General features: G+C 71.7%; 11 protein-coding genes. 7 read left to right on the top strand and 4 right to left on the bottom strand.

All coding sequences use genetic code 11. From position 1 onward, the window contains the following. The first annotated feature begins 130 nt into the window (after positions 1–130). Entirely contained in the window at positions 131–937 is an 807-nt protein-coding gene (locus tag ACWCHM_RS18180; RefSeq protein WP_204957242.1) for an ABC transporter ATP-binding protein, read from the top strand. Beyond that, entirely contained in the window at positions 937–3,501 is a 2,565-nt protein-coding gene (locus tag ACWCHM_RS18175; protein WP_454219111.1) for an FtsX-like permease family protein, read from the top strand. Before ACWCHM_RS18180 ends, ACWCHM_RS18175 begins: the two co-directional genes overlap by 1 nt. A gap of 68 nt (positions 3,502–3,569) precedes the next feature. Here ACWCHM_RS18175 and ACWCHM_RS18170 read toward each other — a convergent pair whose 3' ends face one another. Genes ACWCHM_RS18170 through ACWCHM_RS18160 form a run of 3 tightly spaced genes read right to left on the bottom strand, consistent with a single transcriptional unit; the run spans position 3,570 to position 7,044 of the window. After that, positions 3,570–4,232 (bottom strand): response regulator, encoded by a 663-nt coding sequence (locus ACWCHM_RS18170; protein WP_204928153.1) that lies wholly within the window; start codon positions 4,230–4,232, stop codon positions 3,570–3,572. Then, positions 4,196–5,500 (bottom strand): sensor histidine kinase, encoded by a 1,305-nt coding sequence (locus ACWCHM_RS18165; RefSeq protein ID WP_308447894.1) that lies wholly within the window; start codon positions 5,498–5,500, stop codon positions 4,196–4,198. Before ACWCHM_RS18165 ends, ACWCHM_RS18170 begins: the two co-directional genes overlap by 37 nt. A 17-nt stretch (positions 5,501–5,517) precedes the next feature. Beyond that, positions 5,518–7,044, bottom strand: coding sequence for a serine/threonine-protein kinase (locus tag ACWCHM_RS18160; protein ID WP_454219108.1), 1,527 nt, complete (start codon positions 7,042–7,044; stop codon positions 5,518–5,520). A gap of 427 nt (positions 7,045–7,471) precedes the next feature. Between ACWCHM_RS18160 and ACWCHM_RS18155 the strand changes: the two genes are divergently transcribed. The 4 genes from ACWCHM_RS18155 to ACWCHM_RS18140 all read left to right on the top strand — a co-directional run bounded on the left by ACWCHM_RS18155 (position 7,472) and on the right by ACWCHM_RS18140 (position 11,901). Further along, positions 7,472–9,307, top strand: coding sequence for a 2-oxoacid:acceptor oxidoreductase subunit alpha (locus tag ACWCHM_RS18155; RefSeq protein ID WP_454223104.1), 1,836 nt, complete (start codon positions 7,472–7,474; stop codon positions 9,305–9,307). Then, the gene (locus ACWCHM_RS18150) at positions 9,300–10,349 is read left to right on the top strand and encodes a 2-oxoacid:ferredoxin oxidoreductase subunit beta (RefSeq protein WP_454219106.1); all 1,050 of its coding nucleotides are present in this window, start codon (positions 9,300–9,302) and stop codon (positions 10,347–10,349) included. The genes ACWCHM_RS18155 and ACWCHM_RS18150 overlap by 8 nt, the downstream gene beginning before the upstream one ends. Continuing rightward, the gene (locus ACWCHM_RS18145; protein WP_454219105.1) at positions 10,346–10,984 is read left to right on the top strand and encodes a 4'-phosphopantetheinyl transferase family protein; all 639 of its coding nucleotides are present in this window, start codon (positions 10,346–10,348) and stop codon (positions 10,982–10,984) included. Before ACWCHM_RS18150 ends, ACWCHM_RS18145 begins: the two co-directional genes overlap by 4 nt. A 77-nt stretch (positions 10,985–11,061) precedes the next feature. Beyond that, entirely contained in the window at positions 11,062–11,901 is an 840-nt protein-coding gene (locus ACWCHM_RS18140; RefSeq protein WP_454219103.1) for a metallophosphoesterase family protein, read from the top strand. A gap of 4 nt (positions 11,902–11,905) precedes the next feature. Here ACWCHM_RS18140 and ACWCHM_RS18135 read toward each other — a convergent pair whose 3' ends face one another. Then, the gene (locus ACWCHM_RS18135) at positions 11,906–13,303 is read right to left on the bottom strand and encodes an acyl-CoA synthetase (protein ID WP_454223103.1); all 1,398 of its coding nucleotides are present in this window, start codon (positions 13,301–13,303) and stop codon (positions 11,906–11,908) included. Between the two features lie 199 nt (positions 13,304–13,502). Here ACWCHM_RS18135 and ACWCHM_RS18130 point away from each other — a divergent pair, with 199 nt between their 5' ends. Continuing rightward, positions 13,503–14,009, top strand: coding sequence for a mycothiol transferase (locus ACWCHM_RS18130; RefSeq protein WP_204961438.1), 507 nt, complete (start codon positions 13,503–13,505; stop codon positions 14,007–14,009). Positions 14,010–14,066: the final 57 nt, after the last annotated feature.

Here is a 14,066-nt window from a genome sequence, read left to right as displayed (position 1 = left end):
TGGCGATTCCGGGGTGGGCCTAGGCCCACCCCTTCGGGTCATTAGCTCCATTGAGCGCAATCGGCCCGATCCATACCGTGAAACATGTACCCACCGCCGTTCGGCGACGTTCTTTTGCGGGGAGCATGAGGTGAACAGAAACAAGGACCGGCGGACGCCGATCAGTGGTGCCGACGCGGTGCGGCTCGACGACGTGCGCAAGACGTACGGGCGCGGCGACAACCGTGTCGACGCGCTGCGCGGCGTCACGATGAGCTTCCCCCGGGGCAGCTTCACGGCCGTGATGGGGCCGTCCGGCTCCGGCAAGAGCACGTTCCTGCACTGCGCGGCGGGGCTCGACGTGCCCTCGTCCGGCTCGGTGGTGCTGGACGGCAAGGAACTCAGTGGCATGAACGAGAACCAGCTGACCCGGCTGCGTCGGGAGCGGGTCGGCTTCATCTTCCAGGCGTTCAACCTGATGCCGGCGCTCAACGTCGAGCAGAACGTGGGCCTGCCCTTCCGGCTGGCCGGCCGCCGGCCCGACCGGCACTCCGTGGTGGAGGTGCTGGGCCGGGTGGGGCTGGCCGAGCGGCGCAAGCACCTGCCGAGCGAGCTGTCCGGTGGTCAGCAGCAGCGGGTCGCGATCGCGCGGGCGCTGATCATGCGCCCGGCGGTCATCTTCGCCGACGAGCCGACCGGCGCGCTGGACACCCAGACCACCATCGAGGTGCTGCAACTGCTCCGCGAGACGGTGTCCAGCGGGGGACAGACCATCATCATGGTGACCCACGACCCGGTCGCCGCCGCTGCCGCGCACCGGGTGCTGTTCCTCGCCGACGGCCAGTTCATCGGTGAACTGGAGGCGCCGACCGCCGACGTGGTGGCCGAGCGGATGACCCACCTGACCGCGTGGCAGCAGAACCGGGCGCCGCAGTCCACCGGCAGGGGTGGCTTCTGATGACGTACCTCGCGTGGCGCACCCTGCGCTACCGCAAGCTCGCCTTTATCGCGACATTTATCGCGGTCTTCTTCGGTGTGGCGCTGATCGTCGCCTGTGGCGGGCTGATGGAGACCGGCATCCGGATGGCCGTCCCGCCGCAGCGGCTGGCGGCGGCCGACGTGGTGGTGAGCGGCAAGCAGACCTACGGCGTGCCCAAGAAGGACCCGCAGGACACCAAGAACATCAAGTCGGTGCCGCTGGCCGAGCGGTACTGGATCGATCCGGGCCTGGTCGGCAAGATCCAGGGCGTGCCCGGGGTCGAACGGGCGGTGGCCGAGGCGTCGTTCGCCGCCACCGTCGTCCGCAACGGCGCACCGGTGATCGTCGGGACCCAGTCGCTGGGCCACCGGTGGGAGTCGGCGCAGCTCGGGCCGTACCGGCTCGACGGGCAGCCGCCGGCCCAGGCCGGCCAGGTGGTGCTGGACCGGGCGGTGGCCAAGCTGGCCCGGATCAAGGTCGGCGACCGGGTCGACGTCGTGGTCGGCGGGGTCCAGTCGTCCTTCCAGGTGACCGGCATCGCCGCGCCGCCCGGTGAGCTGAGCCAGTCGGCGCTGTTCTTCTCCGACGACGACGAGCGGCGGCTCAACCCGCACACCGGCACCGCGGACGCGATCGGTGTGCTGGCCAAGCCCGGCACCGACCTGGACGCGTTGCGCGAGCGGATCGAGCGGGCCCTCGCCGACCGCAAGCTCGTCGTGCTCACCGGCGACGACCGGGGCGCGGCCGAGTTCCCCGAGGCGGTCGGCGGTCAGGCGCAGCTCATCCCGCTCTCCGGGGTCTTCGCCGGCATGACGGTCTTCGTGGCGATCTTCGTGGTCGCCAGCACGCTGGGCCTGTCGGTGCAGCAGCGGCAGAAGGAGATCGCGCTGCTGCGTTCGATCGGCGCGACGCCCCGGCAGATCCGTGCGATGGTGCGCCGTGAGGCGCTCGTCGTCGCGGTCGGTGCGGCGATCCTCGGCTGCGCGCCCGGGGTGTTCCTCGGGCCGCTGCTCTACGACATCGTCTCCGACGCCGGGGTCATCTCGCCGGTGGTGCAGTTCCACCAGGGTTTCATCCCCTACCTGGCCGCGCCCGCGATCGGCATCTTCGCCGCCATGGTCGCCGCCTACGTCGCCGGTCGCCGCCCCTCCAAGACCAAGCCCACCGCCGGCATCGCCGAGGCCGCCCTGCAGCGCAAGTGGGTGAGCTGGCCCCGGGTGGTGTTCTCCATCCTGTTCTTCGCCGCCGGCTTCGCGCTGATCCTGGTGACCGCGATCGTGATGCAGGGCGCGGTGGCGTCCGCGACCGCCGGGCCGGCGGTGATGTGCTGGGCGATCTCGATCGCGTTGATCAGCCCGGGGCTGACCCGGCTGCTGGCCGGCGTGCTCAGCCTGCCGGTACGGGCGTTCTTCGGCCTCGCCGGCTACCTCGGCACGGTCAACGTCCGCACCCGCGCCGTCCGGGTGGCCTCCGCGGTCACCCCGATCATGCTGGCCGTGGCGCTGGCGGTGGCCAACTTCTACCTCCAGACCACCCAGAACGAGGCCGCCGAGCGCTACTACTCGGACAACCTGCGGGCCGACCTGGTGCTCAGCTCCACCACCGGCGGCTTCCCCGCCGACACCGTGGAGGCGATCCGGTCCGCGCCGGGCGTCGAGGAGGCGTCGGCGTACGTGACCAGCGCCGGCTGGATCAACAAGCCGTACGACGGGTCGCACGTCGAGTCGCCCTGGCCGTTGCAGGGGGTCAGCGGGGCCAGCGCCGCCGGCATCACCGGGGTGCGCACCAGCGACGGCAACCTCGGTGACCTGCGGGGCGACACGGTGGCGCTGCCCGAGGTGGCCGGGAAGAACCTCAACGTCGGCGTCGGCGACCAGATCACCCTGCGGCTCGGCGACCGCTCGGCGGTGGACCTGCGGGTGGTGGCGCTCTACCCGGCGAAGAAGGGGTTCGAGACGATCCTGCTCCCCGCCGACCTGCTCGCCGCGCACAGCACCACCGGGCTGTCCCGGCAGATCCTGGTCACCGCCGAACCCGGCACCAGCCGGGACGCGCTGACGGCCAGCCTGCGGGAGAAGGTCGCCGGTAACCCCGGCACGATGATCGAGGGGCGGGAGGCGATCACCACGTTCGCCGAGCGGACCAAGACCCAGGCCTGGGTCAACTACCTGCTCGTCGCCCTGGTCGCCGGCTACACGATGATCTCGGTGGCGAACACCCTGATCGTGGCGACCGCCGGCCGCCGCCGGGAGTTGGGCATGCAGCGGCTCATCGGCGCCACCCGCAAGCAGGCCCTCCAGATGCTCAGCGTGGAGGCGGGCATGGTCGCGGTCATCGGGGTGGTGCTCGGCACGATCGCCTCCATCGCGACGCTGATGCCGTTCAGCATCGTGGTGCTGGGCCGACCGGTGCCCTCCGGTCCGATCTGGATCTATCTGGCCGTGGTGGCGGGCGCGACCGTGCTCGCCTTCGCCGCCACCGTGCTGCCGGGCCGCCGGGTGATGCTCTCCCGGCCGGCGGAGGCCGCCGTCGCCGTCGAGTGACGGCAACCCGCACACACGACGGTGCCCCCGGTCGACCGACCGGGGGCACCGTCGTGTGTGGTGTCGGGTCAGCCGACGTCGGCCCGGGTGCCGTTGAGGTACGCCAGCACGGCCAGCACCCGGCGGTTGCTGTCGTCGGCCGGGGTCAGGTCCAGCTTGGTGAAGATGCTGGTCGTGTACTTGGCGACGGCACCCTGACTGACGATGAGACGTTGGGCGATGGCCGTATTCGAACATCCCTCGGCCATCAGCTTGAGCACCTCCCGCTCGCGCGGGGTGAGGGTCGACAGTGGCTCCCGACGGGACCTGCCGGCGAGCAGCTGCGAGATCACCTGTGGGTCCATCGCGGTGCCCCCGTCGGCGACCCGGCGGATCGCGTCGACGAACTGGTCGCTGTTGAGCACCCGGTCCTTGAGCAGGTAGCCGATGCCGCCGCTGGCGTCGGCGAGCAGCTCCTTGGCGTACAACTGCTCGACGTGCTGGGAGAGGACCAGGATGGGCAGTCCGGGGCAGCGGCGACGCGCCTCCAGGGCTGCCTGCAGGCCCTCGTCGGTGAAGGTCGGGGGCAGGCGAACGTCGACCACCGCGACCTCCGGGCGGAGGGTCACCAGGGCGTCGAGCAGGGCCGGGCCGTTGTCGACCGCCGCGACGATCTCGAAGTCGTAGGATTCGAGGAGCTGGACCATTCCCTGTCTCAGGAGGAAGAGGTCCTCGGCGAGTACAACGCGCACGGCAGCTCCAGGATCGCGACGGTCGGCCCACCTTCGGGACTGCTGAGGACGAGCGTCCCGTCGAACGTAGCACAGCGCCGCTCGATGCCTCGGAGTCCGGTGCCGAGGGTGGCGTCGGCACCGCCCTGACCGTTGTCGATCACCACGGCGCGCAGCGAACCGTCCTCGTGCCGCAGGTCGATGCTGGCCCGGTCGGCGTTGGCGTGCTTGACCACGTTGTTCAACAGCTCCGACAGGGCGAAGTAGACGGCGGACTCCGCCGGGGCGGCCAGCCGGCCGGGTACGTCGGCGATGACGTCGACCTCGATCGGGCTCTCCAACGCGATCGCCCGGATGGCGTCCTCCAGCCCCCGCTCGGCCAGCACCGGCGGGTGGATGCCCCGGATCAGGCAGCGCAGTTCCTCCAGCGCGCTGGCGGTGGCGTTGCGCGCGTCGACCAGCAGGGTCTCCGCGACGTCCGGATTGGTCCGCAGCTGCCGGGTGGCCGCACCGAGCTTCATGCCGATCGCGACCAACCGGGCCTGCGCCCCGTCGTGCAGGTCCCGTTCGATCCGGCGCAGTTCGGTGGCCTGGATGTTGATCACATCCGAGCGGGTCTCGGAGAGGTGCCGCATCCGGGAGGCGATCTCCGCCCGTTCGCTCGGGCCCAGCAGCGTCCGGGCGAAGTAGGCGTGTCCGGCCACCACCCCGGGGGCGGCGGCCACCCAGATCGCGAACACCACCAGGCTGACCAGCGCGCCGAGCACCGCGTGCGGCCAGGTGTCCATCGGGGTGAAGCCGTACCAGAAATCCACCCCGGACTCCCGCATCAGCATCCAGAACCCGGCGGAGAGCAGCAGCCCTTCCACCGAGTAGACCAGCAGGGTGACCGGCAGCAGGCCGAGCACGAAGCCGACGAACACGTTGAGCAGGAGGAACAGCAGGTCGCGCCAGGTCGCCGGGTCGGTGAGGATGGACCGGCAGCGCTGCACCCAGCCGACCACCCCCCGCTCGGTCGGCGGCGCGGGCAGGTAGGGCGTGGCGATCGACACCCCGGCCCGGCCGGCGAGATCCCGGCACAGCCCGGTGAGCCAGCGGACCAGCGGGGTGACCAGGGGCAGCAGCAGCACCCCGACGCCGAGCGAGATGAACGCCGTGGCGAGCACGGTGGCGACGAGCAGGGCCAGGCTGAGCGCGGCGCTGGCGACGAGCACCACGCCGCGCCCGGTGGCGTGCAGCGCCCGGGACAGGGCCCGCCCGGTGAGTTCCGCGGTGATGGCGACGTCCATGTCCTCCGGCTCCCCGGTCACGGCAGATCGATGGTGGTGCCCGCACTCAGTGGCGTGTCGTGGACGACCAGTTGGCGCAGTTCGGTGCCGACCGGCGTGTCGTAGACCAGTGATCCGCTGACCGTCGCGCCGGGCTTGATGCTCTTGGTCAACCGTTGCGTGTCCGGATAGTAGAGCAGGGAACGGGTGTCCGGGGTGTATCCCCGCCCGTCCGCGTCGACCAGTCGCTGGCTGAGCGGCCAGACGATGGTGCCCTTGGACCCCTTGTTGACCACGTCGACGTCGACCATGCAGAACACGCCGTCCGCCTTCTGGGTCAACGGCCAGAACCCGATCTCCCGCGACCCGCAGTGCACCCCCGTCACGGTGAACTCCAGCGACCCGTCCTGCCCGGTCGCGGTGGCGGGGGTGGGGCTGGGGGTGGGGGTGGGCGACGGGCTCGGGGTGGGGCTCGGTGTGACGACGCCGGACGGCGCGGACGGGTCCGGCCCGGCGGACGGTGCCCCCCGCTGGTCGGCCTGTCGCAACGCGACCACGCCCAGCACGACGAGGGCCACCACCGCCACCACCCCGGTCAGCACCGCCGGCCAGGGCGGCGGCGGTCGACGCGGCGGCGGCGTCGGGGCGACCAGGGTGGCCGGCTGGCCGGCCACCGGGTACCACCGGGTGCCGTCGAGCTGCTCGGTGGTGGCGGCCACCGGTTCCACCGCCGAGCGGATGCTGGCCGTGTCGGCGCTGCCGACCAGGATCAGCATCGCCTCCCGGGCGGTGGGACGTTGCCGGGGGTCGGTGCGCAGCGCCCGCGCGACCACTGCGGCGAGGCCGGCGGGCAGCCCGCTCAGGTCGGGCGGGCCGGCCGGGTGCACCCGGGGGTCGACCGGCAGCCGACCGGTGGCGGCCCAGCCGACGAGGATCCCCCAGGCGTAGACGTCGGCGGGCTGGGCGGGCGGGAAACCGGCGAGGCGCTCCGGGGCCAACCAGCCGGGCGTGCCGTACGAGGGGCCGGTGGTCGGGTCGAGTGCCTCGATCAGGCTGGCCAGCCCGAAGTCGATGACCTTCGGACCGAACGGGGACAGCAGGACGTTGCGGGGGGTGAGGTCGCCGTGCGCCAGCCCGGCGGCGTGGATCGCGGTGAGCCCGGCGGCCACCCCGACGGCCAGCGCCTCGGCCTGCGGGCCGGAGAGCGAGCCGTGCCGGGTCACGTGCTCGTGCAGGGACGACCCGGTCACGTACTCGGTGACGAGGTAGGGGACCGACCCCTGCGGGTCGGCGTCGAGCACCCGGGCGGTGCAGAAGTCGGCGACCCGGCCGGCGGCGGCGACCTCGCGGGCGAACCGTCGCCGGAACTCCGGCCGGGAGCGCAACTCGTCGTGGACGACCTTGACCGCGACCCGGCCCCCGCCCGGGGCCTCGGCCAGGAAGACCACCCCCATGCCGCCCGAGCCGAGCAGGCGGCGCAGCCGGTAGGGCCCGACGTGTTCCGGATCGCCCGGCCGCAGCGGTGACCCCGGCTCGGCCACTGCGCCGCTGGTCAGCTCGCCCATGTAGACAAGTGTCCCATGCCGGGTCGAGGCACGCGCCCCCTGCGCCGTCCCCGGTGGACGCCCCGCGTCGCCCGTCGCCGGGCCGTCCGCGGGTGGGTCGGGGTAGGGGATCGCTAAGGGTTGGCACGGCCGGGACCGGAACCTAGCGTGTGGTCGCACGCGCTCGCCGGCGCTTGATGCGGTCGGCGACCCCGCCGGCTGACGCCGGGGTCGCCGACCCCGGCGGTACGGACCTGCGCCGGCCGTACCGCGCCGGCCGACGGCTGCGCTGGTACCGCCGGGGCCGGGTGTCGGCCCGCCCGTTCACCGGCGGCGCACCGTCGTGGTGCGCGCCGCGCAGCAGAGAGGGACGTGATCGCCCATGACCTCCACGACACGGTACGACGATGCGCCGGCGACGGACGGTGGGACCCCCGGCGGGACCGAGGTGCGTCAGTTGGACCGGGTGGTGATCCGGTTTGCTGGTGACTCGGGTGACGGGATGCAGTTGACGGGGGACAGGTTCACCTCGGAGACGGCGCAGTTGGGTAATGATATTTCGACGTTGCCGAATTTTCCGGCGGAGATTCGGGCGCCTGCGGGGACGTTGCCGGGGGTGTCGAGTTTCCAGGTGCATTTCGCTGATTACGATATTTTGACGCCGGGGGACGCGCCGAACGTGTTGGTCGCGATGAACCCGGCGGCGTTGAAGGCGAATGTGGGTGATCTGCGTCGGGGTGCGGACATCATCGTGAACACCGATGAGTTCACCCGTCGGAACCTGACGAAGGTCGGTTACGCGGTCAGCCCTCTCGACGATGACACCCTGGATGGGTTTGTGGTGCATCCGGTGGCGTTGACGTCGATGACGGTGGGTGCGTTGGCGGAGTTGTCGGTGTCGAAGAAGGACGCCGAGCGGGCGAAGAACATGTTCGCCCTGGGGTTGTTGTCGTGGATGTACTCCCGCCCGTACGAGTCGACCCTACGGTTTTTGGAGCGGAAGTTCGTCAAGCGGCCGGATCTGGTCGCGGCGAACATCGCGGCGTTCAAGGCGGGCTGGAACTACGGCGAGACGACGGATTCGTTCTCGGTGCGGTATGAGGTGAAACCCGCGGCGATGCTGCCGGGCACCTACCGCAACATCACCGGTAACGCTGCTCTGTCGTTGGGGTTGGTCGCGGCGGGGGTGCGGTCGGGGCTGCCGGTGTTCCTCGGCGCGTATCCGATCACCCCGGCGTCGGACATCCTGCACGAGTTGTCGAAACACAAGCGGCTCGGTGTGGTCACCATGCAGGCCGAAGACGAGATCGCCGCGGTCGGCGCCGCTCTGGGCGCCTCCTACGGCGGCGCCCTGGGAGTGACCACCACCAGCGGCCCCGGTGTCGCCCTGAAATCCGAGACGATCTCCCTGGCCGTCGCCCTGGAACTCCCGTTGGTGATCGTGGACGTGCAACGCGCCGGCCCGTCGACCGGCCTGCCCACGAAGACCGAGCAGGCGGACCTGAACATGGCCCTGCACGGCCGCCACGGCGAAGCCCCCGTCGCGGTGATCGCCGCGAAGTCCCCGTCGGACTGTTTCCACGCCGCCCTCGAGGCCGCCCGGATCGCCCTGACCTACCGCACCCCGGTGATCCTGCTGTCGGACAACTACGTCGCCAACGGCTCCGAACCCTGGCTGCTACCCGACGTCAACGACCTGCCCGACCTGCGCGTGGAGTTCGCCACCGCCCCCAACGGCGACGACGGCGTCACGTTCCTGCCCTACCTACGCGACCCGGACACCCTGGCCCGCCCCTGGGCCGTGCCCGGCACCCCCGGCCTGCAACACCGCATCGGCGGCCTGGAAAAAGCCGACAAGACCGGCGACATCTCCTACGACCCGGCCAACCACGACTACATGGTCCGCACCCGCGCCGCCCGCATCGAAGCCATCGACGTGCCCGACCTCGACGTCGACGACCCCGACGGCACCGCCCGGACCCTCGTGCTCGGCTGGGGCTCCACCTACGGCCCGATCGGCGCCGCCTGCCGCACCCTGCGCCACCGCGGCCAACCCATCGCCCAAGCCCACCTACGCCACCTCAACCCCCTGCCCGCCAACCTCGGCGACGTCCTTTCCGCCTACGACCGCGTCGTCATCCCCGAGATGAACCTCGGCCAACTCGCCCAGATCATCCGCGCCCGATACCTGACCGACGCGATCACCTACAACCAGGTCCGCGGCCTACCCTTCACCGCCGCCGAACTGGAGACGATGCTGGAAGAGGTCTGCAAAAATGCCTGAACCCGTCGCCCTGAAACTCACCGGCAAAGACTTCAAATCCGACCAGGAAGTCCGCTGGTGCCCCGGCTGCGGCGACTACGCCATCCTCGCCGCCCTCCAACAATTCATGCCCGAACTCAACATCCCCCGCGAAAACACCGTCTTCATCTCCGGCATCGGCTGCTCATCCCGCTTCCCCTACTACATGAACACCTACGGGATGCACTCCATCCACGGCCGCGCCCCCGCCATCGCCACCGGCCTCGCCGTCACCCGCCCCGACCTGTCCGTCTGGGTCGTCACCGGCGACGGCGACGCCCTGTCCATCGGCGGCAACCACCTCATCCACGCCCTACGCCGCAACGTCAACCTCAAAATCCTGCTCTTCAACAACCGCATCTACGGCCTCACCAAAGGCCAATACTCCCCCACCAGCGAAACCGGCAAAATCACCAAATCCACCCCCGCCGGCTCCACCGACGCCCCCTTCAACCCCCTGTCCCTCGCCCTCGGAGCCGAAGCCACCTTCGTCGCCCGCACCATCGACTCCGACCGCAAACACCTCCAAACCATCCTCCGCGCCGCCGCCCAACACCACGGCACCGCCTTCGTCGAGATCTACCAAAACTGCAACATCTTCAACGACGGCGCCTTCGACCCACTCAAACAACCCGACACCCGCGACGACTACCTCATCCCCCTCGAACACGGCCAACCCATCACCTTCGGCCACAACAAACAACACTGCCTCGTCCACCCACCCCACAGCTTCGGACTCGACATCCGCGACACCGCCACCACCCCACCCGAAAACATCATCACCCACGACACCACCATCACCGACCCCGCCTACGCCTTCGCCCTCACCCGCCTCCCCCAACCCGACCACCGCAACACCCCCATCGGCATCCTCCGCCAAACCCAACGCCCCACCTACGACACCCTCGTCCAACACCAAATCACCACCGCCAAAAACACCACCACCGACACCCCCGAACAACAACTCACCACCCTCCTCCACACCGGCGACACCTGGACCATCAGGCCGCTGGCCGACGCATGATCGACCGGATCACACCGCCTGGCGTCGTCGCCGTCGAGGCGTTCGACGACACCGACACCGAGCCGCTGCACCCCGCGGAGGCCGCGCTGGTGGCCCGCGCCGTCGAGAAGCGGGTGCGGGAGTTCACCACCGCCCGTACCTGCGCCCGCCGGGCGCTGCGCGCCCTCGGCGTACCGCCCGCGCCGGTGCTCACCGGCGAACGCGGCGCACCCGTCTGGCCGTCCGGTGTGGTCGGCAGCCTCACCCACTGCCCCGGCTACCGCGCCGCCGTGGTCGCCCGCGCGGCCGACGTACGCGCCATCGGCATCGACGCCGAACCCGACGCGGCACTGCCCGACGGCGTGCTCGACGCGATCGCCCTGCCCGAGGAACGCGCCATGGTGGACCGGCTGGCCACCGACGCCCCCGGACCGCACTGGGACCGGCTGCTGTTCAGCGCCAAGGAGTCCCTCTACAAGGCATGGTTCCCGATCACCGGGATCTTCCTCGGCTTCGACGAGGCCCGGATCGTCCTGCACCCGACCGACCGCACCTTCACCGCCCGCGTCCTCGTCCCCGGTCGCGGTCGGGACTTCGACGGTCGCTACCTGCACGACGCCGGCCTGACCCTGACCGTCGTCGCCGTACCGCACTGAACCCGAGCCGTACCGCACCAGCCGACCCGGAACCGCGCCCCGCCGTGCGGACCTGACGAACGAGGGGACCACACCCGATGAACGCCGGCATCTACGCCGTCAGCGACCTGCACGTGGCGTACCCGGAGAACCGGAAGATCGTGGAGAGCCTGTGGCCCCGAGCGGCCAGCGACTGGCTGATCGTCGCCGGTGACGTCGCCGAACTCTTCGCCGACGTCACCTGGGCGCTGACGCTGCTGGCCCAACGGTTCGCCAAGGTGATCTGGGCGCCCGGCAACCACGAGTTGTGGACCCACTCGCAGGACCCGGTCCGGCTGCGCGGCGAGGCCCGCTACCAGGCCATCGTGCGGCAGTGCCGGGACCTGGGGGTGGCCACCCCCGAGGACGACTACCCGATCTGGACCGGGCCCGGCGGCCCGCTGCTGGTCGCGCCGCTGTTCGTCGGCTACGACTACTCGTTCCGCGAGCCGGGCGTCACCAGCAAGGAACAGGCACTGGCCCGCGCCCACGCCGCCGGGGTGGTCTGCGCCGACGAGGTCTTCCTGCACCCCGACCCGCACCCGAGCCGGGACGCCTGGTGCCGGGCCCGGGTGGCGCTGACCGAGACCCGGCTCGCCGGCAGCGACCCGGCGGTGCCGAAGGTCCTGGTCAACCACTACCCGCTGGTCCGGATGCCCACCGACATCCTGCGCTACCCCGAGTTCGCCCAGTGGTGCGGCACCGAACTCACCGCCGACTGGCACCGCCGCTTCCACGCCACCGCGGTGATCTACGGGCACCTGCACATTCCCCGGGTGACCTGGCACGACGGGGTGCGCTTCGAGGAGGTCTCCGTCGGCTACCCCCGGGAGTGGCGTACCCGCCCCCGCCCCGACTCGTGGCTGCGGCGGGTGCTGCCGACGCCCGTGCAGGTCTGACGGCTCACCCCTCGACGAGGCGCTTCTTCTGCACCTTGCCCAGCGCGTTGCGGGGCAGGGCGTCGACCAGCCGCACCTCCCGGGGCCGCTTGTGCACCGACAGTTGCCGGGCCACGAAGTCCACCAGCTCCGGCCCGGTCACCCCGTCGCCGACCACGTACGCGGTGACCTGCTGCCCCAGGTCCGGGTGCGGCAGGCCCACCACGGCCGCCTCGCGCACCGCCGGGTGGGCCAGCAACGCCTCCTCCACCTCACCCGCCCCGATCCGGTACCCGCCGCTCTTGATCAGGTCGGTGCTCGCCCGGCCGACGATGCGGTGCCACCCGTCCGGGCCGACGGTGGCGACGTCCCCGGTGCGGAACCAGCCGTCGGCGGTACGGCTCGCCGCGTCGGCGTCCGGCCGGTTCAGGTAACCGTCGAACAGGGTCGGGCCGGTGACCAGCAGCTCGCCCATCGCCGTACCGTCGGTGGGCAGGTCCCGGCCCTGCTCGTCGACGATCCGGGTGCGTACCCCGGGCAGGGGCACCCCGACGGCGCCCGGACGGCGCGGGCCGTCGGCGCGGGCGCTCACCGTGATCAGGGTCTCCGTCATGCCGTACCGCTCGACGACCCGGTGCCCGGTCAACCCGGTCAGCTCGTCGAAGACCGCCGTGGGCAGCGCCGCGCTGCCCGACACCAGCAGCCGCGCGCCGCGCAGGGCGCGCGCCGAGGCCGACGCGGCGGCGATCCGCGACCAGATCGTCGGTACGCCGAAGTAGAGCGTCCCGCCGGCCGCCGCGTACCGCTCGGGCTGCGGCCGGCCGACGTGGTGCAGCCGGCTGCCGACCCGCAACGGCCCGAGCACCCCGAGCACCAGCCCGTGCACGTGGAACAGCGGCAGCCCGTGCACCAGCAGGTCGTCAGGCGTCCACGCCCAGGCGTCGGCCAACCCGTCCAGGCAGGTGGCGATCGCCCCCCGGGACAGCAGCGCGCCCTTCGGCGCGCCGGTGGTGCCGCTGGTGTAGAGGATCAGGGCGGTCCGCTCCGGTCCGGGTTCCGGATGCGTGGTCGCCGACACCCGGCCCAGGTCTACCGGGACGACAGGCAACCTGTCCGCCGCCGGGGAGCCCTCCGGGGTCGTGCCTGCCGGCGCGAGCAGGGCCCCGGCCGCCGAGTCGCGCAGGATGTGCTCCCGCTCCCGGGGCCCGGCGTCCGGCGGCACGGGCACCACCGCCGTGCCCGCCAGCAGTGCGCCCACCACCCCCACCACGGTCTCCATCGTCGGGGTGGTCTCGACCGCGACCCGGTCCAGGCCATGCAGGTCGTCGGCGACGGCGGTGGCCAGCCCGTGCAACCGGGACCGGGACAGCGACAGGTCACCCACCCGGATCAGATCCGGACGGTCGTCCACCGACGATGACATCGCGGCCAGCAGCGACACGGTCCACGCCCCTCCGGTCGATTCGCCCGGGGCACGGTGCGGCCCCGTGCCGCCGACGCTAGTGCGGCGACCGGCCCGTCACCACCCCTACCACGCTGCGCCACCGGGGTTCCCGGCGCGGCGGTTTGTGGTCGTCCGGTTGCGGTATCCCGGTCGGGTACGCCGCTACGAGGAGGACCCGGTGGATGTCGACGACCTGCTGACCGGAATCTACGACCAACTGCCCGACCTGGTGGACGCGGCGGTGGACGGGCTCGGCCCCGAGGAGCTGTGCCGTACCCCCCGGCCGGGCGTCAACCCGGTCGGCTGGCTGGTCTGGCACCTCACCCGGATCCAGGACCAGCAGGTCGCCGACCTGCTCGGGGTCGACCAGGTGTGGGTCGCCGGTGACCGGGCGGCCCGGTTCGGGCTGCCCGCCGACCCGGCCGACACCGGCTACGGCCACACCCCCGAGCAGGTCGCCACGGTCCGGCCGGAGAACGCGCAGGCGCTCGTCGACTACCACCGGGCGGTGGCGCAACGGACCCGGGGGTTCCTGACCGGGTTGCGCCCGGCGGACCTGGACCGGGTGGTCGACGAGAGCTGGGACCCGCCGGTGACCCTCGGGGTCCGGCTGGTCAGCATCGCCGCCGACGACCTCCAACATGTCGGCCAGGCCGCCTACCTGCGGGGCCTGCTGCGACCGTGACTCGTCCGGCCCGATCTCGTCCGGCCCGGGTGAGCCGGCCTCACCCTCTCGACCGGC

It is taken from the genome of Micromonospora sp. SCSIO 07396, from assembly GCF_053667945.1.
Note: the sequence above shows the minus strand (reverse complement) of the source record. Positions and strands in the feature narration are given on the sequence as shown.